Source organism: Nitrobacter sp. (assembly GCF_051535215.1).
Lineage (GTDB): Bacteria > Pseudomonadota > Alphaproteobacteria > Rhizobiales > Xanthobacteraceae > Nitrobacter.
Genome location: NZ_JBPPLY010000021.1, coordinates 1 through 25,823 on the forward strand (window position 1 = coordinate 1; position 25,823 = coordinate 25,823).

The following is a 25,823-nucleotide window of genomic DNA, read 5'->3' on the forward strand; positions in this document are numbered from 1 at the left end:
AGTTCGATCCGGAAGGCCGGGTGCTGCGGTCCAGCCAGACCCGCGAGGAATCCTCCGTCACCGCCGACAACAACGGTCAGGTCACGGTCAACAACGAGTTGCCCGGCACTCAGCAATCCGACACGACAAACCCCGCGCGAGACCAGAGCAAGAAGAGCGAGGAGACCAACAACTACGAAATCTCCCGCACCACCAAGACCGAGGTGACCGAAGCCGGCCGCGTCAATCGCATCTCGGTCGCAGTTCTCGTCGATGGCACGTATACCAAAGACGACAAGGGCCAGATGGTCTATGCCGAGCGCAGCAAGGAGCAACTCGACCGCATCGCCACGCTGGTGCGCTCAGCCATCGGCTTCGACCAGAAGCGCGGCGATCAGGTCGAGGTCGTCAACCTCAGATTCGCCGAGCCGCCCTCTGTCGTGCCGCTCTCCGAGCCGACCGGCTTGCTGGGAATGATGCAGTTCACCAAAGACGACCTGATGTACGTCATTGAACTCGCCGTCATGATGATGCTCGGCCTCGTGGTGACACTCATGGTGATCCGTCCGCTGGTCCGGCGCATCCTGGCGTCCGATCCGCCGCCGCCCAGCCCGCCGTCTGCGCTCCCGGCCCCGGCCGAGGCCAGCACCCAGGCCGCCCCATCCGGGCAAAATCTGGTACCCGGCAACAACGCCACCGCTCAGTTGATCGATGTTGCCCAGGTGCAGGGGCAGGTTCACGCCCAGTCGGTGCATCGGGTCGGCGAACTGGCCGACCGCAATCCTGCCGAAACCGCTTCGATCATCCGTCAATGGTTAGCCGAGCCCGCGTGATCCGACATGGCCGTACCTCAAACAACCAATGCAAACGATATCGCCAGCGTCGTCGCCTCGCTTGCGAGTCGTCAGAGCAACCGTCCCAAGTCCAAGCCGATGAGCGGGCCGAAACGGGCGGCCGTGATGATGCTGGCGCTGGGCGAGCAATACGGCGGGAAGGTCTGGGCGATGCTGGACGACGACGAGGTCCGCGATCTGTCGCTGGCGATGTCTACTCTCGGCACGGTCGAGGCCGATGTTGTCGAGGACCTGCTGCTCGAATTCGTCTCGCGAATGTCGGCGTCGGGCGCCCTGATGGGCAACTTCGATGCGACCGAGCGGCTGCTGAACCAGTATCTTCCCAACGACCGGGTGAGCGGAATCATGGATGAGATCCGGGGACCGGCTGGCCGCAACATGTGGGAAAAACTGTCCAACGTTCCCGAGGAGGTTCTCGCGAACTATCTCAAGAACGAATATCCGCAGACCATCGCTGTCGTACTGTCGAAGCTGAAATCCGAACACGCCGCGCGGGTGCTCGCCATCCTGCCCGAGGACATGGCGCTCGACGTGGTCGGCCGCATGCTCAAGATGGAAGCGGTGCAAAAGGAAGTCATCGAGCGCGTCGAGCAGACGCTGCGCAGCGAATTCATGTCCAACCTGTCGCAGACCCGTCGCCGCGACGCCCATGAGGTGATGGCCGAAATCTTCAATAATTTCGATCGCCAGACCGAGACCCGTTTCATCACCGCGCTGGAAGAAGAGAACCGGGAATCCGCCGAACGCATCAAGGCGCTGATGTTCACCTTCGACGATCTGGTGAAGCTCGATGCCGGCTCGGCGCAGACCCTGATGCGTCACGTCGACAAGGACAAGCTCGGCATCGCGCTGAAGAGCGCCAACGAGGAGGTCCGCGCCTTCTTCATGGGCAACATGTCGTCGCGCGCCGCGAAGATGCTGATGGACGACATGGCCGCGCTCGGGCCGGTCCGGCTGCGCGATGTCGACGAGGCACAGGCGCTGCTGGTCAATCTCGCCAAGGATCTCGCCGCCAAGGGCGAAATCATGCTGTCGAAAAACCGCGCCGACGACGAGTTGGTGTACTGATGGGCGCTCCGGCAAAATTTTTGTTCGATACGGACTTTTCGGTTTCGCATAAATCCAACGAGCGTGCGCCCACGGCTCCGGAGATCGCGCAACAGATCGCGGCCGCCGAATCCAGGGCCTATCAAAACGGGTTCGATGCCGCGCAGCGCGAGGCCAGGGTGCAGAGCGACCGCCGTATCGCGCTGGCGATCGAGAACATTTCCGCCGGAGTCGGAGCAATCGCCCAAAGCGTCGCAGGCGTCGAAGCGCGGATGGAGACCGAGGCAGTCGACGTTGCCGTCGCCGTCGCACGCAAATTGTGCAGCGAGTTGATCGCCGCCGAACCCTTGACGGAGATCGCCGCGCTGGTCTGCGATAGCTTCCGGCATCTGGTATCGACGCCGCATCTCGTGGTGCGGATCAACGATCAACTCTATGAGACGGCGCGCGAGCAGATCGAACGCATCGCCAAACAAAACGGGTTCGCCGGACAACTCGTCATCCTCGCCGAACCCGACATCGAGACCGGCGACTGCCGGATCGAGTGGGCCGACGGCGGGATCGTGCTGGAACGCGCGGCCATCGATGCCAGGATCGACGAACTGGTGCGTGGCTACATGGCTCGCAAATCGAATGGCAACACCTGAGGGCATGGGGACGAACAATGAGCGATAACGACACCCAGGTGCCGCTTCCCGACCTCAATGCCGCCGATGCGCCGGCGGACGATGACGTCGGATACAGCGAGGACGAGCAGGTTTCGCGGGTCGCGTCCGATCTCGAGGCAGTATTCGACGTTCCGGTCCAGGTGTCCGCCGTGCTCGGCCGTTCAAGGATGGACGTCGGCGCGCTCCTCAAGCTCGGGCCCGGCAGCGTTCTGGAGCTCGACCGGCGAGTCGGCGAGGCCATCGACATCTACGTCAACAACAGGCTGGTGGCGCGCGGCGAGGTCGTTCTCGTGGAGGACAAGCTCGGCGTGACCATGACCGAAATCATCAAGGCCGACAAAGCCTGACGCCCGCCGCGAGCCGGGACACACAACAGGAGCAGATCATGCGGCTTCTCATCGTTGGCACACTGAAGGGCCAGCTCACGACCGCCACCAAGATCGCCATGGACAATGGCGCCTCTGTCACCCACGCGGACGGCAACGACCAGGCCATGGCCGTGCTTCGTGGCGGCAAGGGCGCCGATCTCCTTCTGGTCGATGTCGATCTCGACATCCGTGCCCTCGTCATGCGGCTCGAGGCGGAACACATTCATGTGCCGATCGTCGCCTGCGGCATCACCAGCGACGCGCGAGCCGCCGTCGCCGCGATCCATGCGGGCGCCAAGGAATACATCCCGCTGCCGCCGGATCCGGAGCTGATCGCCGCGGTGCTCGCTGCCGTGGCGAACGATTCCCGCGATCTCATCTACCGCGACGAGGCAATGGCCCGGGTCATCAAGCTGGCGCAGCAGATCGCCGGCTCCGACGCCTCGATCATGATCACCGGCGAATCCGGCACCGGCAAGGAAGTGCTGGCGCGCTATGTCCACACTCGCTCGAACCGGGCCAAGCGGCCCTTCATCTCGATCAATTGCGCGGCGATCCCGGAGCATCTTCTGGAATCCGAACTGTTCGGCCATGAGAAGGGCGCGTTCACGGGCGCGGTCGCGCGCCGCATCGGCAAATTCGAGGAGGCCACCGGCGGCACGTTGCTGCTCGATGAAATTTCCGAGATGGACGTTCGGCTGCAATCCAAGTTGCTGCGCGCCATCCAGGAGCGCGTGATCGATCGCGTCGGTGGCACGCGGCCGGTGCCCGTCGACATCCGCATCATCGCGACCTCGAACCGTAATCTTGCGGACGCCGTGCGTGAGGGGACCTTCCGCGAGGACTTGCTGTTCCGTCTCAACGTCGTGAACCTGAAGATCCCGCCGCTGCGCGAGCGTCCCGCCGACATTCTCGAACTGGCGCAGCATTTCGCGAAGAAATATGCCGAGGCCAACGGCCTGCCGGTGCGCTCGCTGTCGGTCGATGCGCGGCGCGTGCTGACCACGAACCGCTGGCAAGGTAACGTCCGCGAGCTGGAGAACACCATTCACCGCGCGGTCCTGATGACCAGCGACGACGAGATCGGCGCCGACGCGATCCTGACGCCGGACGGCGACCGTCTCGACCTGGCGAAGACGGTTCCCGCCGTCGCCCATGCCACGCTCGCCGCCGAGCAGGTGACGCGGGCGCTGGTCGGCCGCACCGTGGCCGACGTCGAACGTGACCTGATACTGGAAACGCTGAAACACTGCCTCGGCAACCGAACCCATGCCGCGAACATTCTCGGCATCTCGATCCGGACGCTGCGCAACAAGCTCAATGAATATGCCGACGGCGGTATCCCGATCACGCCCCCCGGCAGCGGCGATCAGCGCGCCTTCGTTCCGACGGTCTGAGCGCCCTTCCCCCTTCGAGGCGGAAGCGAAGACGGAGACGCTTACACGCAACGGGAATAGAGCGTTCCACAGCACCAAGGGAACGCATCTTGCGCCGGTCTCGCGAATGGTTAGGTTTCGACCATCGAGTCGCGGCACCGCTTCGGGGCTCTGTCATCCGCCGGGACCCCATGACCTCCTTTACGCCGCATCAGGATACAGCGCTGAAAGCCGTCGCCGACTGGCTGAAAGCCAAACCCGGCAAAGGCAGCACGCCGCAGGTGTTCCGTCTGTTCGGCTATGCCGGCACCGGCAAGACCACACTGGCACGCCACATCGCTGACGGCGTCGACGGCGAGGTCAAGTTCGCGGCCTTCACCGGCAAGGCCGCGCTGGTGATGCGCAACAAGGGCTGCGACGGCGCTTCGACGATTCACTCGCTGATCTATCGCGCCCGCGAATCCGGCGAGGAGCAACCGAGTTTTGAGTTGTGGGACGATGCGCCCGCCTCCAAGGCCAAGCTCATCGTGATCGACGAATGTTCCATGGTCGACGCCGAACTCGGTCGCGACCTGATGTCGTTCGACTGCCCGCTGCTGGTGCTGGGAGATCCCGCGCAATTGCCCCCGATCCAGGGCGGCGGCTTCTTCACCAGCGCCGATCCGGACGGGATGCTGACGGAGGTTCACCGTCAGGCTCAGGACGACCCGATCGTGCGCATGTCGATGGACGTTCGCGAGGGCCGTGAACTCGACGTTGGCCGCTACGGCGAAAGCGAAGTTGTGGCGCGCGGCGAACTCGATCCGGCGCGCGTGATGAACGCCGACCAGGTGCTGGTCGGCCGCAACAACACCCGCCGCTCCTACAACATGCGGATGCGGCAGCGGCAGAATATCGAGGACCCGCTGCCGGTGGCCGGCGACAAGCTGGTCTGCCTGCGCAACAACCGCAAAAAGGCGCTGTTCAACGGCGGCCTGTGGCGCGTGAAGTCGCGCGCGGCCTCGAAATCGAAAATCATCACGATGCGGCTCTCCCCTGATGAAGAATTCGCGCACAAGGTGACAAAGGTCTCGGTGCGGCAGGACTGCTTCGCCGGCGGCATCGAGGATATTCCGTGGGAGCAGCGCAAGCCCTACGACGAGTTCGACTACGGTTATGTTCTGACGGTGCACAAGTCGCAGGGTTCGCAATGGGACGACGTGGTGCTGTTCGACGAAAGTTTCGCGTTTCAGGACAGTCGCGCGCGCTGGCTCTACACCGGCATCACCCGCGCCGCGAAGCGGTTGAGCGTCGTGGTGTAGCGGGCTGCCGGCGGAGCCTTCCTGCCTCTGACGCAATCAAAAAAGAGGCTTCCGCAAGATATCGATCGTCAGCGCTTGATATTTCAGCCGCTCGCGTCAATCTGACGCCTCGCCAATCACGGCGTCTTGACCAAATATCTCGTTCCGATACCTGCCATTGAGGAGATTGACGATGCGATCGAAGATCATGTTAGCGGCAATGCTCGCCGGTTCCGTAGCGTTCACCTTTTCCGTGCCGGCGACGTCGGCACCGCTCATGGGCCAGTCCGATATGAGCAAGGCGGCTCCGTCCTCGATCGAGGCTGTTCAGTATTATGGCCATCACCATCATCATCGCCACTATCATGGCGGAGGCGGCGGCGCCGGTGCGTTGATCGGCGGCCTGGCGGCAGGCGCCATTATCGGCGGCGCAATCGCTGCCGGTCAGGCCAACGCACAACAGAACGCGGCCTATTGCGCCCAGCGCTTCCGCTCCTACGATCCGGCCTCCGGAACATATCTCGGCCTGGACGGCTACCGTCATCCCTGTCCGTAAGCGACACAATGTTTTCGGCACCGATCGTGCCGACACATCCCAGCCGTTTGACGCGGAGCCCGTCGGCTCCGCGTTTTTTTCAAGCGGATTTTTTCCCTGCAGCCGTCTACGACGTGACTGTTCAGGCGGTCGCCTTTGAACGAGCCGATCCGTCGATTTCGGCCAGGGCTCGTTCCAGATCGGCGATCAAATCGGCGGTATCCTCCAGACCGATTGAAAGCCGTATGAGACCGTTGGTGATGCCGGCGGCCTTGCGCGCTTCCTCCGACATGCTGACATGGGTCATCGTCGCGGGGTGAGCCAGGAGGCTCTCTGTGCCGCCGAGCGACTCCGCGAGACTGAAAAGCCGGACGGCCTCGACGAAGCGGGCAACCGCCGCACCGCTTCCTTTCAGCTCGAAGCTGAGCATCGCACCAAATCCGGATTGCTGGGCCTTGGCGACCGCATGGCCCGAATGCGTGGGCAGCCCCGGATAGTGGCATGCGGCAACAAGAGGATGTCGGGCAAGAAACTCGGCGACTGCCTGCGCGCTGCGCTGCTGCCATTCCATGCGCGGAAACAGCGTGCGGATACCGCGAAGCGCGAGGTAGGAATCGAACGGCGCCCCCGTGGTGCCGACGATGTTGGCCCAGGCCGCCAGCTCCTCGGCATCAGCGGCATCGGCTGCGATCACAGCACCGCCGACCATGTCCGAGTGGCCGTTGAGATATTTCGTGGTCGAGTGAATGACGAAATCGGCGCCGAGCGTGATCGGCCGCTGCAGCGCCGGCGACAGAAACGTATTGTCGACGGCGACCTTGGCGCCAGCCGCTCTCGCCTGCGAGACAATCGCCCGGATGTCGACGATGCGCATCAGAGGATTGCTCGGTGTCTCGATCAGGACCAGCTTGGGCTTGTTCTGAAACGCTGCAATCAGCGCCGCGGGGTCGTTCTGGTCGACAAACGCCACCCGGAAGTGACCGCGGTCGCGGCGGTTCACCAGCAGACGGTGGGTGCCGCCGTAGCAGTCATGCGGCGCAATCACGATATCATCGCATGACAATTGCGAGAGCACTAGATCGATCGCGGCCATGCCCGAGGACACCACCACCGCACCCGCGCCGCCTTCGAGCTTGGCGAGAGTATCGGCGAGCAGCGTCCGCGTCGGATTGCTGGTGCGGGTGTATTCGTGCGGACCGCTGCGCCCGAAACCGGGCCAGGTGAACGTACTCGACAGACAGATCGTCGGCGTCACCGCACCGACATTATCCTCGGTCGCAATGCCGTTTGCGGCCGCGACCGTTTTCAGGTTGGTAGACTCGGACATAGTATTGAAGGACTTTCGATGAAATGCGAGAGCTGGCCCCGGTCCGTCCGGAATGTCACGGTCTGACCGAGCCTCGAATATCTAAAGGACTTCAGCCGAAACACAAACGGTCCCGTAACAACTCCGCGCGACTTGGGTCGCGCGAAGAGCACGCCCGGCAGCGGAGCTGCATGTCACGGTGGGGTTCTTTTCCTGTCTTGAGCAAGCCTCTCCGGCTCGCTCAATCGTTGAAGAACCGCCCTTCCTTCACCTCTGCGACATAGCCGGCGCGGATGGCAAAGTCGCCGAAGTGTTCGCCGGGCTTGCGGTCGCGGGCGTAGTGGCCGAGCGTTTTCTCGAGCGCCTCGAGGATCGCAGGCTCGCCGACGTTTTCGAGATACATCTTGTTGAGACGCTCGCCGTGAAAGCCGCCGCCGAGATAGAGGTTGTACTTGCCCGGAGCACGGCCGGTCAGGCCGATCTCGGCGATGTAGGGACGCGCGCAGCCGTTCGGGCAGCCGGTCATGCGGATGGTGATCGGATCATCCTTGAGCCCGTGCGCATTAAGAATGGCCTCGATCTTGGTGACGAGATCGGGCAGATAGCGTTCGCTTTCGGCCATCGCCAGACCGCAGGTCGGAAGCGCGACGCAGGCCATCGAGTTGAGGCGCAGTCCGCTGCGGGTCTCGAACTGGTCGAGGCCGTATTGCTTCATCAGCGCCTCGATCGCCGGCCGGTCCTCGGAAACGATGTCGGAAATGATCAGGTTCTGGTTCGGCGTGACGCGGAACATGCCCTTGTGGACCGCCGCAATGGCCCGCAGGCCGTCCATCATCGGAAAGTCCGGTGTGTTGATGACGCGGCCGTTCTGGATGAACAGGATGCAATGCTCACGGCCATCCTCGCCCTTGACCCAGCCGAGCGGATCGCCGTTCGACGTGAAGGTATAGGGCTGCTCGGGACCGAGCGCGAAGCCGAGCCGGCGCTCGGTCTCCGCCTTGATCCAGTCGAGTCCCTTTTCGTCGATGGTATACTTGAAGCGGGCGTGCAGCCGGTCGAGCCGGTCGCCGTAGTCGCGCTGCACCGACATCACCGCATCGATGGTCGGAAACAGCTTGTCGGCGTCGATGTAGCCGATGACGCTGGCAAGGCGCGGATAGGTCTTGGGCGACTGATCGGTCCGGCCGAGGCCGCCGCCGATGGCAACGTTGAATCCTTTCAGCTTGCCGCGACGCGCGATGGCGATGAAGCCGAGATCCTGGCCGTAGACGTCGATGTCGTTGCTCGGCGGAATCGCGAAGCCGATCTTGAACTTCCGCGGCATGTAGGTGCGGCCGTAGAACGGCTCCTCGGGACCATCCGTCTCCTCACGCTCCGCGCCGTACCAGATTTCCTTGTAGGCGCCCGTTCGATGGACGGCGTGATCGCTCGCGCGTTTGGCCAGCGCATAAACCTCAGCGTGCAGTTTCGACAGATCGGGATTGACCGTGCACATCACGCCGCGGGTATCGTCGCCGCAGGCGGCCTTGGTGTCGAGCAGAACGTCGCGCAGTCCCTGAAGCAGGCTGCGCAAGTCATGCTTCATGACACGGTGAAACTGGAACGTCTGACGCGTGGTCAGCCGCAGCGTGTCGCCCCCGTAGTTGCGCGCCAGATCGTCGAGCTTCAGCCACTGGCCGGGACTGCAGACGCCCCCAGGCAGACGCACACGCGCCATGAATGAGAACGCCGCTTCCAATTTCTGACGTCGGCGCTCGTCGCGGATGTCGCGGTCATCCTGCTGATAGATGCCGAAGAACTTCATCAGCTTGGCGTCGCTCGCCGCCACCGCCGACGTGATCTCGTCGGCCAGGCTCTGCTTGATCGTGCCGCGCAGATAGTCGCTGTTGGCCTTCAGCGTTTCATCCGGCCCGAGCTTGTCGAGGGGTTGGGAAACGTCGCGGCTGCGATCGGGCTCAGCCTTCACATCCATCAAACTGGCCTCAATACACGTCGAGTCGATAACGGCGATCGCGCTGCAGCTCCGAGAGATAGGCGCCCGCCTCGTCGCGATCGAGGCCACCGTGCTCGGCAACGATATCGGTGAGCGCCGCATGGACATCGGGCGCCATGTGCGCGCTGTCGCCGCAAACGTAAAGATATGCGCCTTCCTCCAGCCACGCATAGACATCGCGGCCCTGGCGGCGCAGGCGATCCTGCACATATGTCTTCGGGGCGGCATCGCGCGAGAAGGCGAGATCGAGCCGGCTCAACACGCCGTTCTTCACCAGCTCCTGCCACTCCACCTGATAGAGGAAGTCGCTGCGGAAATTGCGTTCGCCGAAAAACAGCCAGGAGCGGCCGGATGCTCCGCGCGCTTCGCGCTCCTGCATGAAAGCACGATACGGAGCCACGCCAGTGCCCGCGCCGATCATCAGGATCGGCACATCATCGTCCGGCAGATGGAAGTGGTCGTTGGACTGAATGTAGACCGGAATCGTGGCGTCTGCCTCGGTGCGCGCGGCGAGATAGCCGGAGGCGACGCCTGTGCGCGGCAAGTCGTGCATGCTGTAGCGGACGGTGCTGACGGTGAGGTGCACTTCGTCGGGTGCCGCGGCAAGGCTGGAGGAGATCGAATAGAGCCGCGGCTGCAACGGCCGAAGGCCGGCGACGAACTGCGCGGCATCAATGCCGGACGCCGGAAAGCGGCTGACGACATCAAGAATGTGGTGGCTGTGCTGGAACGCCGCGCGGGCCTCTTTCTGATCGGGCGCACGCAACGCCTGAAGCTCGGCGGCGCCCGTGATGTCGGCCCAATGGTCGAGAAAACGCGGCGTCAGCGCCGTGATCTCGAAGGTCGCGCTCAGCGCCTCCCTCAGGCTTGTTGTGGTCTGCTTCACCGTCACCGGTGCATCGGCCGGCAGCGACAGTTTCTCCAGCACAGCCTCGACAAGCGCCGGGTCGTTGCGCGGCACAATGCCGAGCGCGTCGCCAGGCTGATAGGTCAGGCCGGAATCCGCCAGCGACAATTCGATATGGCGGGTTTCCTTGGTCGATCCGCGCCCGGTCAGCACGATGTTGTCAATGACCGCGGCCTGAAACGGATGCTTCTTGTCGAATGTCGCGGACGACGGTTCGAGGCTTTGCACCGCGGCCGTCGATGCCGGGATAGACCGGGCAGTCTGCGCGGCCGGCGTGAGGCTGGCGACCCTTGCCGCAATCCACGCCTCCGCAGCGTCTTCGTAATCGACGTCGCAATCGACGCGATCGGCGAGGCGCTGCGCGCCCAGTTCCTCGAGCCGCCGGTCGACCCGCTTACCCGCCTCGCAGTATTTTTCGTACGTCGAATCGCCGAGCGCCAGAACCGCGTAGCGCAGCTGCGGCAGCTTCGGCGCTTTCCGGCTTTCCAGAAACTCGAAGAACCCTACCGCGGTCTGCGGTGCATCGCCCTCGCCGTGGGTGCTGGCGATGACGAGCATGTCCTGCTCGTCCTTGAGGCCGCGCGTCTTGTAGTCCGCCATGTCGGCGAGGCGGGCCTCGATGCCCTTCGCCTTCGCCCTCTCAACGAGCGTCTTGGCCAGAGCCTTGCTGTTTCCCGTCTCGCTGGCGAACAACACCGTCAAAAGCCGCGTCGCGGGAGCCGTGAGACTGTTCTGCGATGGCGGTGCAAGCTCCGCGACATCCGACGCGACGGCACCGATGCGTGCCCGGTTGCTGAGACCCGCAAAATAGCCGCTGATCCAGATCGCCTGTTCATGACTGAGCGACGTCGCAAGCTGGTTCACTTGCGTCCATTGATCTGTCGTGAGCGCTGATCCTGGAAATTCCAATTTTGTCATCGCAAGCCAACCTTCGGGAACGAACTGCCGCCCGCCACGCTTTCGCGCTTCACAGATCGGGTCGAGCCGCTGAACGAACGGAATCTGTCGCATCATTTTCGACAGTCCGGCTTCTTGATTAGGTCTGGTTTGACAGAGAAAACAATGCGTTATTGAAAAAAAGAATATTACCCTTCACCGAACGCCGGCAGCGAAACGAATATTCCGCCGGTGCACCCATTTTTAGCATTGCGGGAGAGCGCCCGGGACGCCGGGAATCGGCACCGGCATCTTGGCCGTTTTACCGGACGTTAATTCTGTAAAGCGCGAGCACACGACCCGCGAGATAAGGAATGGTCGCGCTTCCCGCACGCGGCATCTTCCCGCGATGCAGGAAGAGAGCCGCGTGCGGTGACGCTCAGTGCAGCTTGCGCTTCGGCAGGCGCGGTTCGAGTGGCTCGATGTCCGAGCGCTGCGGCGTCTCACCGTTGAACGTGAGCACGCCGCCTTTCACCGAAATCGCGACATGATCGCCATCGTGAATCTTGCCCGCCAGAATCATTTCAGCGAGTGGATCCTGCACGTCGCGCTGGATCACGCGCTTGAGCGGGCGCGCGCCATAGGCCGGATCCCAGCCCTTCTCGGCCAGCCTGTCGCGCGCGGCGGCATCGAGATCGAGCACGATCTTGCGGTCTTCCAGCAGTTTCTGCAGCCGGGCGAACTGGATTTCTACGATCCTTCCCATCTCGCTCTTCTGCAGCCGATGGAACAGGATGATCTCATCGACGCGATTGAGAAATTCAGGACGGAAGTGCGCACGCACCGTTTCCATCACCTGCTCGCGCACCGCACCGGTGTCCTCTCCCTCGGGCTGGTTCACCAGGAATTCCGAACCGAGATTCGACGTCATGATGATCAGCGTGTTGCGGAAGTCCACCGTGCGGCCCTGACCATCGGTCAGACGGCCATCGTCGAGAACCTGCAGCAGCACGTTGAACACGTCCGGATGCGCCTTCTCGATCTCATCGAACAGCACCACTTGATAAGGCCGCCGCCGCACCGCTTCCGTCAGCGCGCCGCCCTCGTCGTAACCGACATAGCCGGGAGGCGCACCGATCAGCCGCGCCACCGAGTGCTTCTCCATGTATTCGGACATGTCGATGCGGACCATCGCGGTCTCATCATCGAACAGATAGGCGGCGAGCGCCTTGGTCAGTTCGGTCTTGCCAACGCCGGTGGGCCCTAAGAACATGAACGAGCCCATCGGACGATTGGGATCCTGCAGGCCCGCGCGGGCGCGGCGCACCGCGGTCGCAACCGCGCGCACGGCCTCGGACTGTCCCACGACACGCGCTGCAAGACTCTCTTCCATCCGCAGCAGCTTTTCCTTCTCGCCCTCGAGCATCTTGTCGACGGGAACGCCGGTCCAGCGCGACACCACCTGAGCGATGTTGTCCGCCGTCACCGTTTCGTTCATCATCGTATTGCTTTCGCTGGCCTCGATGCTCTCCAGGCGCTTTTCGAGTTCGGGAATCCGCCCGTAGGCCAGTTCGCCGGCTTTCTGGTATTCGCCGCTGCGCTGCGCGTTGGCGAGTTCGATCCGCGCCTGATCCAGTTCGCTCTTGAGCTTGGCGGCATCGGACAACTTGCCTTTTTCCGCGTTCCAGCGCGAGGTCAGATCGGCCGACCGTTTCTCCAGATCGACCAGTTCCTTCTCGAGATTCTCAAGACGCATTCTGGAGCCGGCATCGTTCTCCTTTTTCAGCGCCTCCTGCTCGATCTTCAGCCGCACGATCTCGCGGTCGAGCGAGTCCAGTTCTTCCGGCTTGGAATCGACCTGCATCTTCAGCCGCGCGGCTGCCTCATCGACCAGATCGATCGCCTTGTCGGGCAGGAAGCGGTCGGTGATATAACGGTGGGACAACGTGGCGGCCGCGACCAGCGCCGAGTCGGCGATACGAACGCCGTGATGCTGCTCGTACTTGTCCTTCAGCCCGCGCAGGATCGAGATGGTATCCTCGACGGTCGGCTCGGACACGAAGATCGGCTGGAAGCGCCGCGCCAGCGCCGCGTCCTTTTCAACGTGCTTGCGGTATTCGTCGAGCGTGGTCGCTCCGACGCAATGCAATTCTCCGCGCGCCAGCGCCGGCTTCAGCAGGTTCGAAGCATCCATGGCGCCGTCGGCCTTGCCCGCGCCGATCAGCGTGTGCATCTCGTCGATGAACAGGATGATTCCGCCCTCGGCGGACGTCACTTCCTGCAACACCGCCTTGAGTCGCTCCTCGAACTCGCCGCGGTATTTGGCCCCGGCAATCAGCGATCCCAGATCGAGCGCCAGCAGTTTCTTGTCCTTGAGGCTTTCCGGCACATCGCCATTGACGATGCGCAGCGCCAGGCCTTCGGCGATCGCGGTCTTGCCGACGCCGGGCTCGCCGATCAGCACCGGATTGTTCTTGGTACGACGGGACAGCACCTGGATGGTGCGGCGGATTTCCTCGTCACGGCCGACCACCGGATCGAGCTTGCCGTCACGCGCCGCTTGCGTCAGGTCACGGGCGTATTTCTTCAGCGCGTCGTAAGCATTTTCCGCCGTCGCGCTGTCCGCCGTGCGCCCCTTGCGCAGCGCGTTGATCGCGGCGTTGAGGTTCTGCGGCGTCACGCCGCCGTCCTTCAGGATCTTGCCGGCGTCGCTGTCCTTGTCGACCGACAACGCCTGCAGCAACCGCTCCACCGTGACGAAACTGTCGCCCGCCTTTTCGGCCGCCTGCTCAGCGGCATCGAATGCGCGCGCCGTAGCCGGCGCCAGATAGATCTGGCCCGCGCCGGCGCCGGATACCTTCGGCATCTTGTTGAGAGCGGCTTCGGTGGCCTTGAGGATCGCGCGCGAATTGCCGCCAGCGCGGTCGATCAGGCTTCCCGCCAGACCTTCGTTGTCGTCGAGCAATACCTTCAGGATATGGAGCGGCGTAAATTGCTGGTGGCCTTCGCGTGCCGCGAGCGACTGCGCCGACTGGATGAAGCCGCGCACGCGCTCGGTATATTTTTCAATGTTCATGGGATCTCCCTCAGCCTGTCGTCCCTGCCCCGAAGGCACAGAAGCGACATCTTCATTGGGTATTGGATTTCCGCTGGCCGCATTGACGTTCCTCAACCGGCAACGGTCGGCGCGCCGGATCGTCGATCCGGCTTGTGGCAAATGTAGGAATACGCTCCCAGGAAATGAAGGGGAATGACGCCGATTTTAGACCCCGTTTCCCAACGGAGCAGAGGCGGATCTCTATGATTTTGATTCGGCGTGTTTTCTTGGCGCGAAACGGTTTCCTCTTCAGCTCAGGCCGCCACGCTTCAACGCCGCAAGCCTTAAACGCTGCCGCTGTAAGCCGATGGCATCGCCGGTCCAAATCCCTTAAAGAACCCTATGTCTGCCGTCCCTGATGCGGCCGTGGCCGCTCTTTACCGTTATCCCGTCAAGGGCCTGTCTGCCGAGCCCTTGCCCTCTGCGATCCTGAGCCCCGGCAAGACCGTTCCGGGCGACCGCAGCTACGCCATCGAGAACGGCCCCACCGGTTTCGACCCGGCTGCGCCCCGTTATTTTCCCAAATCGCGTTTCCTGATGCTGATGCGCGACGAGCGTCTCGCCGCGCTTCGCAGCCGCTACGACGATGCCAGCCGTATCCTCACCATCGCCGTCAATGGCGAAGAGGCGGTGCGCGCCGATCTCGGAACGGCCGAGGGCCGCGCTGCGGTCGAACAGTTCTTCGGCGCGAACTTCACCCAGGAACTCAAGGGACCGCCGAAGCTTCTCGCCGGCAACGGACACAGCTTCTCCGACGTCGCAAGGAAGGTGGTCTCGATCATCAACCTCGGCAGCGTAGCCGCCATCGAGACGATGGTCGGGCAACCGGTTCACCCGCTACGCTTCCGCGCCAATCTTTACGTCCGTGGTTGGCCTGCCTGGAGCGAACTCGACTTGCTCGAGCGCACGCTCGCGATTGGCGACATCCGCCTCAAGGTGGTCAAACGCATCGTCCGATGTACGGCTACCAACGTCGATCCCGACACCGCGGCGCGCGATCTCGACATTCCGCGCACGCTGATGCGAACGCTGGGGCATTGCGATTGCGGAATCTATGCCGAGGTCGTCACCGGCGGCACGGTCAGGATCGACGACAAGGTCGAGACGCTGCGGGAATCGCTCCTGTAGGTGAGCGATCAGTTTCGCTCAGGATGAAGGCGCACCCGATGAAATCGGTTTTTAAATCCTTGCCGAAGAAGCGGATCGCGCCGATGCGTGTCTGCCCGCCCTGTTTCACCGCCGCCCCTCCCCGTATTGAAGGGAGGGGCGACAGCGGGACCTCAACATGCCTCAGTTGGGGATAACGTAGGCGTAGATGCGGCCGCGCGGATAGACCGCCTCAGCAACGCGATGGCCATGGTTGCCCGAAACGATAATGGGATTGCCACGCCGATCCACACCGCTGACGACGCCGACATGGCCGCCACCGCCACGCCGGCCCATGACGGCGATAGCGCCGACCTGCGGGCCGGAGACCCGCCGTCCGTAGTGCGCGAACGAACTCGCCATGTCCGAGCCGGTCCCCTGATGCCCGGAGCGTTTCAGGACCATGTTCATAAAGCGGGCGCACCAGAGCCGACTGCGGCCGGTCGGATTGCCGCCGATGTAGCGGCGGGCTTCGGCAACGATATTCGAAACGAAGCCGCCGCCCGAGAAACCGGTTTCTTCAGCGCTCCGTGAAGCGTGCCGGTATCTGTGATGGTAATGGCGATGCCGGTGGTGGCGGGCGTGATGATGATGATGCTTGTGGTGATGAACGTGCGCGTGATGTCCCGCGCGATGATGAGGCCTTGCCGAGGCCGGCGCCGCGAATGCAACCACCGCCAACGAACCAACCGCCAGTGCCAGGATACGCGGCAGCCGGCGCAACGCAACTAACTGAAACATACTTGCTCCCCTGTAATACCTCCCACTTCCCCCCACGCTTCACGGTAAATCCGCGATTATGTTGTGACGGGAAAACGCGGCGCTTTGAAACCACGGGAGTTAGGGATTTGGAAGTCATACCTGGGTTGCGTTTATCGCATATCAGCAATGCAGTTGGGTGCGGTCAGCCTTTTAATTTATGTAACCAACTGTTTTATTGATATAATCTCATCCTGTGGAGAGCTGGCTCACAGGATTGACGAATCTTCTTCGTACCCCGATTTCGTACCGAATCGGAGCTTCGCGGGCCTCGGCGAATTGGTTAAAAAAGCGATAACGCCCGTGCTGCCTGATGGTTATCTGGTCTTCTCTGCCCGGCTGAGCAGAAACACGCCCTGCTCCCCGAACATGTTCCAGAACCACCATGGCGCATTGAATCGCAGCGGCCGCCCGTAAAGATCGAGTGCGACCGCACGCTCCATCTTGACGTTGATCTCGTCGCAGAGCTGAACGAAATCCTTGATCGTGCAGAAATGGATGTTTGGCGTATCGTACCAGGTCGCCGGCAGGTTCTCCGTACGCGGCATGTGGCCGCCGACAAGCAATTGAACCCGCATCTTCCAGTAGCCGAAATTCGGAAACGATACGATGGCACGACGGCCGATCCGCAGCAGGTTTTCCAGCACCACCCTCGGCTGCCGCGTGGCTTGCAAGGTCTGCGAGAGGATGACGTAGTCGAAGGCGTCGTCGGGGTAGTTGACGAGATCGGTATCGGCATCGCCCTGCACCACGGCGAGCCCCTTGGCAACGCAGTGATTGACGCCCTCGCGCGACAGTTCGATGCCGCGACCGTCGACGCCGCGCGTCTCGAGCAGTTGCAGGAGGTCGCCGTCGCCGCAGCCGACGTCAAGGACCTTCGAGTTGGGCTCGATCATCTCGGCCAGCAGGAGATGATCGCCACGATAACGGCCTTTCTGGCGATAGCGCTTTCGGGGTGGCGCGCTGTCGTCCGGCGGCAGAGTGGGTTGCGGTGCGCTCATCTCACTCGCCTGTTGCCGTCAGCCCGCGGCTGTCGCCTGCCGATTCCAGGAAAGCCCGCGCGATGTCGAAAAATTCGGGAACGTCGAGCAGAAAGGCGTCGTGGCCGCGATCGGTTTCAATCTCTGCGAACGAGACACGCGCGCCGCCGGCGTTCAGCGCATGAACGGTGGCGCGGGATTCCGAGGTCGGGAACAACCAGTCGCTAGTGAACGACACCACGCAGAACCGGGTCCGGGTACCGCGAAACGCAGCCGCCAGCACGCCGTCATGGTCGGCCGCGATGTCGAAATAATCCATCGCCCGCGTCAGATAGAGATAGCTGTTGGCATCGAAGCGCTCGACGAAGGAGGAACCCTGGTGACGCAGGTAGCTCTCGACCTGAAAGTCCGCATCGAAGGAAAACGTCGGCAGTTCGCGGTCCTGCATCCGGCGTCCGAATTTGCGATGCAGCGCCGCGTCCGACAGATAGGTGATGTGCGCGGCCATCCGCGCCACGCCGAGACCGCGGTGCGGATGGGTGCCCTGCTCGACATAGCGACCGTCGCGCCAGTCGGGATCGGCCATCACCGCCTGCCGACCCAGCTCGTGAAACGCAATGTTCTGCGCGGAGTGGCGCGTGCTGCACGCGATCGGCAGCGCTGAAAACACGCGCCGTGGATAAGCCGCGCACCATTGCAGGACCTGCATGCCCCCCATCGAGCCGCCGACCACGGAAAACAACGTGTCGATGCCGAGCCGATCGATCAGCATGGCCTGCGCGCGCACCATGTCGGGGATGGTGATAACGGGAAAGTCCAGCCCCCACACGACTCCGGTCGCTGGATTGGTCGAGGCCGGGCCGGTCGAGCCCATGCAGCCGCCGATCACGTTGCTGCAGATGATGAAGTACTTGTCGGTATCGAGCGGCTTGCCGGGTCCTACAAGCGTCACCCACCAACCCGGTTTGCCGGTGACCGGATGGACGTTGGCAACATGCTGATCGCCGGTCAGCGCATGGCAGATCAGGATGGCGTTTGATTTTCCGGCATTTAGCTTGCCGTAGGTCTGATAGGCAATCTGGAAAGGCGCGAGATCAATACCGCAGTCGAGCTGCAGCGGCTGGTCGCTGCCGAACGTCGCGACCTGCGAGGTGGGATGGTCCGTTTCCTGGGCTCGATACTCGGCTTGAGCCGGGCCCGGTATCGATTGCACGTTTACCATCCTGTCACTGACCTCCGCCCGCGGCTTCGAGAAACCGCCGGACCGCAGGCCATAAAAAACCCGGCCTGAACATCTGTTCGGCCGGGATCAGGATTTTGCTGTCCCCGGCCTGTTTAGCGAGTTGTTTAACGTGGCTGCAAGCCGGCCGGCTCAAATGACCACCACAGGAAACTAATCCCGCATGCGGTTTCCGTCAAGACAAGCCACAACTCCCGCCGACGGTGATCGCGTCGAGGGCAAGGTTTTCTTTGCTTTCGTACGCCTACTTTCCTATCAATGCGGCCGCTGGTGGAAATTCATTTACCATTCGCGACCCGTTATTTACCGAAGCACCGAATTCGCCGAAGGACCGGCGCAAATGTCCTTTAGTGCCGAGACTCGCAAAACGACGCGCCTTGAAACGGGATGGGAATGGCAGAACCGATAGCCGCCCGTCCGCGGCCGACAAGTGGCATCCATGACCAAAGCACCGCCCGCGCCACCTTCCTTGCAGGAACTGCGCAAAGAGATCGACGCCATCGACGAGCAGGTTCACAGCCTGCTGATGCGACGAGGCGACATCATCGACCGCCTGATCTCGGTGAAGCAGACCCAGGAGGTCGGCTCCGCGTTCCGCCCGGCGCGCGAAGCCGACATGATGCGCCGCCTGGCGCAGCGTCATCGTGGCATCCTGCCGCTCGACACCGTCGAGAGCATCTGGCGCGTCATCATCTCGACCTTTACCTATGTGCAGGCGCCGTTCTCGCTGCACGCCGATCTGTCGCTCGGTGAATCCGCGATGCGGGATTCTGCGCGCTTCCATTTCGGCTTCACGGTGCCCTTCGTGCCGCATTTCAGCGCGCAGGCCGCCGTAGAGGCGGTCGCCAGCTCCAAGGGCGACCTTGCTTTGGTCTCCGCGACCTCGAGCCGCGCGCCGTGGTGGCTCGCGCTCGAAGCCGACGGCGCGCCGAAGATCATCGCCCGCCTGCCTTTCATCGAACGTGCCGACCATCCGGCGGCGCTGCCTGTTTTCGTGGTCTCGCGCGTCGCCGACGATGCGCGGGTGACCGAAGTGGAGACCTGGAGCGTGCGCGTCTCCGGCTGGAACGCCGATACCGCCCACGCGCTGTCACCCTTGGCCGAGATCGTGGCCGTGCCCGATGCCGCCTTCGACGGCGCGGCGCTGCTGGTGTCGGTGACGAAAGATATCGGCTTCGAGGCGATCAAGAAGGCGCTGCTGGAGGCCGGCGCGTCGGTCCGTTCGACGGCCCTCGTCGGCAGCCACGCAACGCGCTATACGATGCCTTCCAGCGGGGCGGCCAGAGCTTAAGTCCCGACAGCGCGTATTCCGCAAAAGTGGATTTTGCGATCAGAATACGCGCAAGTTATTAATCGAGAGCATTTTCTTGACCCGAACCGGAATCCACCTCGCCGGAAAATGCTCTAGTCCGGAGTTCATGATGTCCCGACCGGTGCCGAATCCCGGCATTCTCGATATTGCGCCCTACGTGCCCGGCAAGAGCCCGGTGCCGGAAGCAGGCCGCAAGATGTTCAAGCTGTCGGCCAATGAGACGCCATTCGGTCCGTCGCCGAAGGCGATGGATGCTTACCGCGATGCCGCAACCCATCTTCAGGACTATCCGGAAGGCACCTCGCGCGTGCTGCGCGAAGCCATCGCTCGCGCCTACGGGCTCGACCCGGCTCGCATTATCTGCGGCGCGGGGTCCGACGAAATCCTGAACCTGCTGGCGCATACCTATCTCGGCCCCGGCGACGAGGCGATTTCGACCACGCACGGTTTTCTGGTCTATCCGATCGCGACCATGGCGAACGGCGCGACCAACGTCGTTGCGCCGGAGACCGACTACACCGCCGACGTCGACGCGATCCTCAAACGCGTGACGCCGAAGACCAAGATGGTCTGGCTCGCCAATCCCAACAATCCGACGGGCACCTACCTGCCGTTCGACGAGGTCAGGCGGTTGCGCGCAGGACTGCCGTCGCACGTGCTGCTGGTGCTCGACGCAGCCTATTCCGATTATGTGTCGCGCAACGATTACGAACTCGGCATCGAACTGGTGGCGACGACCGAGAATACCGTGCTGACCCACACCTTCTCCAAGATCCATGGCCTGGCCGCGCTGCGCATCGGCTGGATGTTCGGCCCGGCGCATATCGTGGAGGCCGTGAACCGGATACGCGGCCCCTTCAATGTCTCGACCCCGGCGATGCTTGCGGCCGCCGCCGCGATCGAGGACACAGCGCACGTCCAGATGTCGAAAGCGCATACGGAGAAGTGGCGCAACTGGTTGACGGATGAAATAACCAGGCTCGGCCTCAAGGTGACGCCCAGCGTGACGAACTTCATCCTGATCCACTTCCCGGACGCCAAGGGCAAGACGGCGTCGGAGGCCGATGCGTTTCTGACCAGACGCGGTCTGGTGCTGCGCGCACTTGACAATTACGGCCTGCCGCACGCGCTCCGCCTGACCATCGGCACCGAGGAAGCCAACCGCCTGGTGGCAGACGGCCTGCGTGACTTCATGGCGCAGACATGACCGCAGCGCCCCTGTTCCAGCGGATCGCGCTGATCGGATTCGGACTGATCGGCGGTTCGATCGCGCGTGCCGCGCGGGCGCGTGGCCTCGCCGGAGAAATCGTCGTCACCGCACGCTCCGCGAAAACGCGCGCGCGGGTGATGGAGCTTGGCATCGCCGATCGCGTGGTGGAAACCAATGCCGAAGCCGCTAATAACGCAGACCTCGTGATCCTCTGCATCCCGGTCGGGGCCTGCGGAGGGGTAGCGCAGGAAATCGCGCCGCATCTCAAGCCTGGCGCGATCGTCTCCGACGTCGGATCAGTGAAAGGCGCGGTCGTCCGCGACATGGCTCCGCATCTGCCCGCGAGCATTCATTTCGTGCCCGCGCATCCGGTTGCCGGCACCGAGCACTCGGGACCGGATTCCGGCTTTGCCGAGCTGTTCATCAACCGCTGGTGCATTTTGACGCCGCCAGAGGGGACGGATAGCGCCGCCGTCGAAAAACTGCGCGCATTCTGGACCGCGATCGGCGCCAGGGTCGAGACCATGACGCCCGAGCATCACGACCTGGTGCTGGCGATCACCAGCCATTTGCCGCACCTGATCGCCTACACCATCGTCGGCACCGCGGACGAACTTGGCGAGGTCACGTCCTCGGAAGTGATGAAATTCTCCGCCGGCGGCTTTCGCGACTTCACCCGCATCGCGGCGTCCGACCCCACCATGTGGCGCGACGTTTTCCTGTCCAACAAGGATGCGGTTCTGGAAATGCTCGGCACCTTCAACGAGGACCTCTCCAAGCTGACGCGCGCCATGCGCCGCGGCGACGGAGAGGCGTTGTTCGAGCACTTCACCCGCACCCGCGCGATCCGCCGTGGCATCGTCGAGATCGGTCAGGACTCCGCAGCTCCCGATTTCGGGCGGCTGCAGACGAACGCGGCAAAGAAGCCTTAGAAGTCATCGCCGGACCTGATCCGGTAATCCATCTGCTTACGAAGATTGATGGATATGCGGATCAAGCCCGCCTATGACGGTCGGGGCAATGTCAGAACAACGGCGGCGTCTGGGCGATTTTCAATGGCCCGATGAAAACCGCGCCGTCGACGAAACGCAACGGGAAGGAGTGCGCCTTCTTGCCTTCGAGCGTTGCCTCCTGACCGATCGCAGCAAGACCCGCAGTGACCCCTGCATTGGCGTTCTCGCGCACAGCCTTGCCCAATCCCGGAATCGCCCGATCCAGCGCACCGAACAGATTGTTGATGTCTTCTGTCTTCACGCCCGGCGCAACCTTGTCGAGAGTGCCCTGCGGAACCCCCTCTTCCAGCATTTGCTGGATTCCGAGCGCCGGAATGAGATTCTCGAATCCCGTCGCCGTCATGTGCAACTCGCCGTCAAGATGTCCGTCGGCGGTGAGGCCGAGCGAGCCGGCGCCAATCGCAATCAGATCGCCCTGCTGGATCCGCGATTGCATGATCTCGATGCGGCCGCCCACGGCCTGCAATTCGCGAAGCCGCACCGGCCATGGTTTTGGCGTGAAATCCTTCAGCCCATGCAGCATCGCGCGAACGTCCGCATCGAACGGCTTGGTCAACACCGGGTGAATGTCGGGAAGCGTTGCCCCCGTCAATTCGAGGACGGTCTCGATCGTCGGGTGATCCGGTTTGGAGTTCTCCGCGATGCGGCCGTGAAGCTCGACGTGGCTCGCACGTGCGACCGGGGTCTGGACAGAGGCGTCCACGCGATCGACCACTGGATCGTCGAATACGAGGTCAGCGCTCTGCGGCGTTCCGGGCAATCCGACAATGCTGCTGCGCGCAGTCTTCCAGTTGACGACCATCACCGGCTGCCCCTGCTGGTATAGCGTCGCCGGAGCCTTGAATTCCGCGATCAGCAATCTCGGAGTGTAGATCTGCGAGATCACAAAGATGTCCCCGAGGCGTGCGGTCACGGGCGACATTTGGCCCGCGGCCTGATCGGCCGTCTGCGACCTCAGCTCGACGGTCGCATCCAAGCAGTGAACCTCCAGGCGGAATGGAAATCCCGCGACGGTCCGTTTGCCGCAATCATAGATGCGACCCGACGCGGCTTCGCGCGCGCGCCAGGCGTCGACGGTCCGGTCGACCTGCGAGGCGGAATAGAACCAGAACGCGCTCCACGCCGCGGCGGCGATGACCACCAGCGCGGGCATGACGAAAATGGGCCAAAGACGATGCTTGGAGGGGGGCGTGGTGTCGGCGGCCATGCAGGAAGGTACACTCGTGAATCTGTCAAATCGGCGGTTGCTTTGGACAATAGTCGCGCCGTTCCGGCAAAACCAGCCCCCCTTCAATTCCGCTTCGCCGGACAGCCCTGGTCTGCAATATTTCAAGCAGGATGCGAACGGAAAACGCGATGCGTTTTTCCGTAACCCACTCCAGGCATGCGCGATGAATATGCAACGACAATTCGAGCCGGGTTCCGGTCATTCCGATACCGATTTCTGGGTGTTCGGCTATGGCTCGTTGATGTGGCGGCCGGGATTCGACTTTGCCGAGCAGGTGCCGGCGCGGCTGATCGGCGAGCACCGGGCGCTCTGCGTCTATTCGTTCGACCATCGCGGGACGCCGGAGAAACCGGGGCTGGTTCTCGGCCTCGACCGCGGAGGCGCCTGCCGGGGCATCGCATTCCGGGTTGCGGCCGACCACCGCGACGCCACCATCGCTTATCTGCGCGCGCGCGAGCAGACCACTCACGTCTATCGCGAGGTGATGCGATCCGTCTGGCTCGAGGACGATGCCCGCCGGCGGGTCGGCGCGCTGGCTTATGTCGTCGATCGCGGTCATGTCCAGTATGCCGGACGGCTGACGCTGGCGGAACAGGTTCGTTACGTCCGGCAGGGTCACGGCCGCTCTGGACATAATCGCGACTACGTGCTGTCCACCGTGAAGTCGATCGAAGCACAGGGCTTTCGCGACCCGAAACTTCATCAGTTGGCGGAATTGCTGCGCGACGATACGCCGGTGCGCGGCTAGTGGAGTGAATTTGACATTCGCTACCCACTTTGCAGCAAACCCGTCAGGCGAATGTGAAATTCAAAACTCCACTAGAAACCTGATAGTTGCGAGTGGTCTTTGATTCTAACATTTGCAAAAACTCCCTGCCGCAACGGGATGCAAATGTTAGAATCGGACCCACTAGAGTCTGTTTCAAGTGCGTTGAATCAAACTCATCGCTTATCTTTTATTTGAGCATGATCTTTTCCGAAAACCGGTTTCCGCTTTTCGGGATCATGCTCTAATCCTCCGTCTCCGGCGCGTCCGGCACCCGTCCGAACAACCGCGCCTGCTCACGCTGCTCCCCCTCGACCAGAGCAGTCGTCGCTCCTTCGATCGAGGCCGTCAGCCGTGACATGAATTCGTCGCGCCGTAGTCTCGGCGGCAGCGGATCGAGGAACTCGACCGAAATCGTTCCGGGATAACGCAGGAACGAGCGGCGCGGCCAACACAGGCCGGAATTGAGCGCCACCGGCACGCACGGCACCTTGGCCTCGGCATAGATCATGGCGACGCCGCTTTTATATGCCGGCGGCGCGCCGATCGACCGCCGTGTCCCCTCGGGGAAAATGACAAGCTGACGCCCGAGACGCATCTGCTCCTGCGTCATCCGGGCCAGCATCTTGAGCGAGCGTATGCCGGCCTTGCGGTCGATACCGATCATGCCGGTCTTCGTCAGATACCAGCCGAAAAACGGAATCCACTTCAACTCGCGCTTGAGAATGAAGATCGGCTGGTCAATGAGACTGAACAGGGCGAAAGTCTCCCACATCGACTGATGCTTCGAGGCGATGATCAGCGGCCCTTTCGGAATCCTTCCGGCGCCGAGAATCCTCACGCGCGTGCCGCAGATCACCCGCATCAGCCAGATGTTCCAACGCCCCCAGGCCTTCGCCATGCCGACGAGGGCTGCGCGCGGCATCGCGAAGGTCGGCAGCGCGGCAATGATCCAGATCGCCATCGTCAGATAGAACAGGACGTTGAAGACCAGCGAACGCAGAAAGATCAAAATCATCAACGATCCAATTTCGTGGCGCCGGAAGCGGATCCGGCCAGCCGCAAGGCAATGCCCTCACCAATAACCCGCACATATTCCTATCGCAAAGCCGGTTTCCACTTTGCGATGGCGCGGCCTTTGGATCGGGATCATACATTAACCCGAGGGCGGTCGTTTCGGCTCGGCCGATCCGGCAGGCGGGTCGGCGGTCTCGGGGAAAGGTTCGAGACCGATATAAGCCAGACGAACCCGAGCCTCCGCGGCGAGGTATTTGACATATTCCGACAGCAACAGCCGCAAGGTAGCGCCGCTCGTCCACCATGGCTCTTCGCGCCACTTGTCGCCGATCACCGCGAACGGAATCAGGGTGGTGTCCGGCATCGCGTGCGACAATTCCACGATGGCACGGGGCATATGATAGTTGGAGGTCACCACGATCAGGGAGTGGAAGCCCTTTTCATCGACCCAGCGCCGCGTCTCGCTGGCATTGCTCCGGGTGTTGACCGCCGAACGATCGAGATCGACGCAGCACGTCAGCAGCCGCTCACTATCCGGCAAGGAGCGCGAAATATCGCTGACCCCATTGGTGGGGTGGACGCCCGAGATCAGCAGCCGTTTGCCGTAGCCGCCGGCCAGAAGTTCGATCGCGTCGGAAATCCGCGACGAGCCGCCGGTGAGCACGACGATGCCGTCGGCATTGCTGGCGGGTTTCGTTTCGACACCGCGCAGTTGCGACAGAAATCCGACGAAGCCCACTCCCGCACCGACAAAGGCGATCCCGGCTGCGGCAACCACCACCGCGAGCATGCCGACGCGACGCCGCGCAGGCGACTGGCGCGTGGCTTCCGGCTTGTCATGGCGCGCTTGTTCACTCATCCGTTCG

23 protein-coding genes and 1 riboswitch are annotated in these 25,823 nt (G+C 62.7%); of the genes, 12 read left to right on the plus strand and 11 right to left on the minus strand.

Features of this window, described 5'->3' with window-relative positions; genetic code table 11:
* The 6 genes from ACS3WB_RS14720 to ACS3WB_RS14745 all read left to right on the plus strand — a co-directional run.
* Positions 1 to 812: flagellar M-ring protein FliF C-terminal domain-containing protein (locus ACS3WB_RS14720; RefSeq protein WP_438276241.1), on the plus strand; the 812-nt coding region annotated here is incomplete at its 5' end.
* Between the two features lie 6 nt (positions 813 to 818).
* Entirely contained in the window at positions 819 to 1,901 is a 1,083-nt protein-coding gene (gene fliG / locus ACS3WB_RS14725) for a flagellar motor switch protein FliG (protein ID WP_438276242.1), read from the plus strand.
* Positions 1,901 to 2,527 carry a FliH/SctL family protein gene (locus tag ACS3WB_RS14730; protein WP_438276243.1) on the plus strand — a complete coding sequence of 209 codons (627 nt, stop codon included), beginning with the start codon at positions 1,901 to 1,903 and terminating at the stop codon, positions 2,525 to 2,527. The genes fliG and ACS3WB_RS14730 overlap by 1 nt, the downstream gene beginning before the upstream one ends.
* Before the next feature lie 17 nt (positions 2,528 to 2,544).
* Positions 2,545 to 2,895 (plus strand): flagellar motor switch protein FliN, encoded by a 351-nt coding sequence (fliN, locus tag ACS3WB_RS14735; RefSeq protein ID WP_292619178.1) that lies wholly within the window; start codon positions 2,545 to 2,547, stop codon positions 2,893 to 2,895.
* 38 nt (positions 2,896 to 2,933) lie between these two features.
* Positions 2,934 to 4,313 carry a sigma-54-dependent transcriptional regulator FlbD gene (gene flbD / locus ACS3WB_RS14740; protein ID WP_438276244.1) on the plus strand — a complete coding sequence of 460 codons (1,380 nt, stop codon included), beginning with the start codon at positions 2,934 to 2,936 and terminating at the stop codon, positions 4,311 to 4,313.
* A gap of 170 nt (positions 4,314 to 4,483) precedes the next feature.
* A complete protein-coding gene (locus tag ACS3WB_RS14745; protein ID WP_438276245.1) occupies positions 4,484 to 5,593 on the plus strand; it encodes an ATP-dependent DNA helicase in 1,110 nt (369 codons plus the stop codon).
* 96 nt (positions 5,594 to 5,689) lie between these two features.
* Here the strand turns inward: ACS3WB_RS14745 and ACS3WB_RS14750 are convergent, their stop codons facing one another.
* Positions 5,690 to 5,851 carry a hypothetical protein gene (locus ACS3WB_RS14750; protein ID WP_438276272.1) on the minus strand — a complete coding sequence of 54 codons (162 nt, stop codon included), beginning with the start codon at positions 5,849 to 5,851 and terminating at the stop codon, positions 5,690 to 5,692.
* Between ACS3WB_RS14750 and ACS3WB_RS14755 the strand changes: the two genes are divergently transcribed.
* On the plus strand, positions 5,781 to 6,128 hold the full coding sequence (locus ACS3WB_RS14755) for a BA14K family protein (protein WP_438276269.1): 348 nt from the start codon (positions 5,781 to 5,783) through the stop codon (positions 6,126 to 6,128). The genes ACS3WB_RS14750 and ACS3WB_RS14755 overlap by 71 nt on opposite strands.
* 121 nt (positions 6,129 to 6,249) lie before the next feature.
* Here the strand turns inward: ACS3WB_RS14755 and metB are convergent, their stop codons facing one another.
* The 4 genes from metB to clpB form a co-directional block, all read right to left on the minus strand.
* On the minus strand, positions 6,250 to 7,434 hold the full coding sequence (gene metB / locus ACS3WB_RS14760; RefSeq protein ID WP_438276246.1) for a cystathionine gamma-synthase: 1,185 nt from the start codon (positions 7,432 to 7,434) through the stop codon (positions 6,250 to 6,252).
* Positions 7,435 to 7,654: 220 nt separating this feature from the next.
* The gene (locus tag ACS3WB_RS14765) at positions 7,655 to 9,385 is read right to left on the minus strand and encodes an NADPH-dependent assimilatory sulfite reductase hemoprotein subunit (protein ID WP_438276247.1); all 1,731 of its coding nucleotides are present in this window, start codon (positions 9,383 to 9,385) and stop codon (positions 7,655 to 7,657) included.
* A 10-nt stretch (positions 9,386 to 9,395) separates the two neighbouring features.
* Complete coding sequence (locus ACS3WB_RS14770; RefSeq protein ID WP_438276270.1) at positions 9,396 to 11,231, minus strand: assimilatory sulfite reductase (NADPH) flavoprotein subunit; 1,836 nt, start codon at positions 11,229 to 11,231, stop codon at positions 9,396 to 9,398.
* A 397-nt stretch (positions 11,232 to 11,628) separates the two neighbouring features.
* On the minus strand, positions 11,629 to 14,265 hold the full coding sequence (gene clpB, locus ACS3WB_RS14775) for an ATP-dependent chaperone ClpB (RefSeq protein ID WP_438276248.1): 2,637 nt from the start codon (positions 14,263 to 14,265) through the stop codon (positions 11,629 to 11,631).
* A 363-nt stretch (positions 14,266 to 14,628) separates the two neighbouring features.
* Between clpB and ACS3WB_RS14780 the strand changes: the two genes are divergently transcribed.
* Positions 14,629 to 15,414 (plus strand): MOSC domain-containing protein, encoded by a 786-nt coding sequence (locus ACS3WB_RS14780; RefSeq protein WP_438276249.1) that lies wholly within the window; start codon positions 14,629 to 14,631, stop codon positions 15,412 to 15,414.
* Positions 15,415 to 15,576: 162 nt separating this feature from the next.
* Here the strand turns inward: ACS3WB_RS14780 and ACS3WB_RS14785 are convergent, their stop codons facing one another.
* The 3 genes from ACS3WB_RS14785 to metX form a co-directional block, all read right to left on the minus strand.
* A complete protein-coding gene (locus ACS3WB_RS14785) occupies positions 15,577 to 16,173 on the minus strand; it encodes a TIGR02594 family protein (RefSeq protein ID WP_438276250.1) in 597 nt (198 codons plus the stop codon).
* 335 nt (positions 16,174 to 16,508) lie between these two features.
* Complete coding sequence (gene metW / locus ACS3WB_RS14790; RefSeq protein ID WP_438276251.1) at positions 16,509 to 17,192, minus strand: methionine biosynthesis protein MetW; 684 nt, start codon at positions 17,190 to 17,192, stop codon at positions 16,509 to 16,511.
* Position 17,193: 1 nt separating this feature from the next.
* Complete coding sequence (gene metX / locus ACS3WB_RS14795) at positions 17,194 to 18,393, minus strand: homoserine O-acetyltransferase MetX (protein WP_438276252.1); 1,200 nt, start codon at positions 18,391 to 18,393, stop codon at positions 17,194 to 17,196.
* A gap of 92 nt (positions 18,394 to 18,485) precedes the next feature.
* A riboswitch (SAM riboswitch) is annotated at positions 18,486 to 18,565 on the minus strand.
* Between the two features lie 285 nt (positions 18,566 to 18,850).
* Here metX and ACS3WB_RS14800 point away from each other — a divergent pair.
* The 3 genes from ACS3WB_RS14800 (at position 18,851) to ACS3WB_RS14810 (ending at position 21,865) form a co-directional block, all read left to right on the plus strand.
* Positions 18,851 to 19,702, plus strand: a complete 852-nt coding sequence (locus tag ACS3WB_RS14800) for a chorismate mutase (protein WP_438276253.1) — start codon at positions 18,851 to 18,853, stop codon at positions 19,700 to 19,702.
* A gap of 130 nt (positions 19,703 to 19,832) precedes the next feature.
* Positions 19,833 to 20,930, plus strand: coding sequence for a histidinol-phosphate transaminase (hisC, locus tag ACS3WB_RS14805; RefSeq protein WP_438276254.1), 1,098 nt, complete (start codon positions 19,833 to 19,835; stop codon positions 20,928 to 20,930).
* Positions 20,927 to 21,865: a prephenate/arogenate dehydrogenase family protein gene (locus tag ACS3WB_RS14810; protein ID WP_438276255.1), complete on the plus strand. Its 939-nt coding sequence runs from the start codon at positions 20,927 to 20,929 to the stop codon at positions 21,863 to 21,865. The genes hisC and ACS3WB_RS14810 overlap by 4 nt, the downstream gene beginning before the upstream one ends.
* 91 nt (positions 21,866 to 21,956) lie before the next feature.
* On the opposite strand, the gene ACS3WB_RS14815 is transcribed toward ACS3WB_RS14810, so the two are convergent.
* Complete coding sequence (locus ACS3WB_RS14815) at positions 21,957 to 23,153, minus strand: DUF2125 domain-containing protein (RefSeq protein ID WP_438276256.1); 1,197 nt, start codon at positions 23,151 to 23,153, stop codon at positions 21,957 to 21,959.
* Between the two features lie 184 nt (positions 23,154 to 23,337).
* On the opposite strand from ACS3WB_RS14815, the gene ACS3WB_RS14820 reads away from it, so the two are divergent.
* Positions 23,338 to 23,922 (plus strand): gamma-glutamylcyclotransferase, encoded by a 585-nt coding sequence (locus ACS3WB_RS14820; RefSeq protein WP_438276257.1) that lies wholly within the window; start codon positions 23,338 to 23,340, stop codon positions 23,920 to 23,922.
* A 262-nt stretch (positions 23,923 to 24,184) separates the two neighbouring features.
* On the opposite strand, the gene ACS3WB_RS14825 is transcribed toward ACS3WB_RS14820, so the two are convergent.
* Together ACS3WB_RS14825 and ACS3WB_RS14830 are read right to left on the minus strand one after the other, a co-directional pair.
* Positions 24,185 to 24,958, minus strand: coding sequence for a lysophospholipid acyltransferase family protein (locus ACS3WB_RS14825; protein ID WP_438276258.1), 774 nt, complete (start codon positions 24,956 to 24,958; stop codon positions 24,185 to 24,187).
* A gap of 138 nt (positions 24,959 to 25,096) precedes the next feature.
* Positions 25,097 to 25,816: a YdcF family protein gene (locus tag ACS3WB_RS14830; protein ID WP_438276259.1), complete on the minus strand. Its 720-nt coding sequence runs from the start codon at positions 25,814 to 25,816 to the stop codon at positions 25,097 to 25,099.
* Between the last annotated feature and the right edge of the window lie 7 nt (positions 25,817 to 25,823).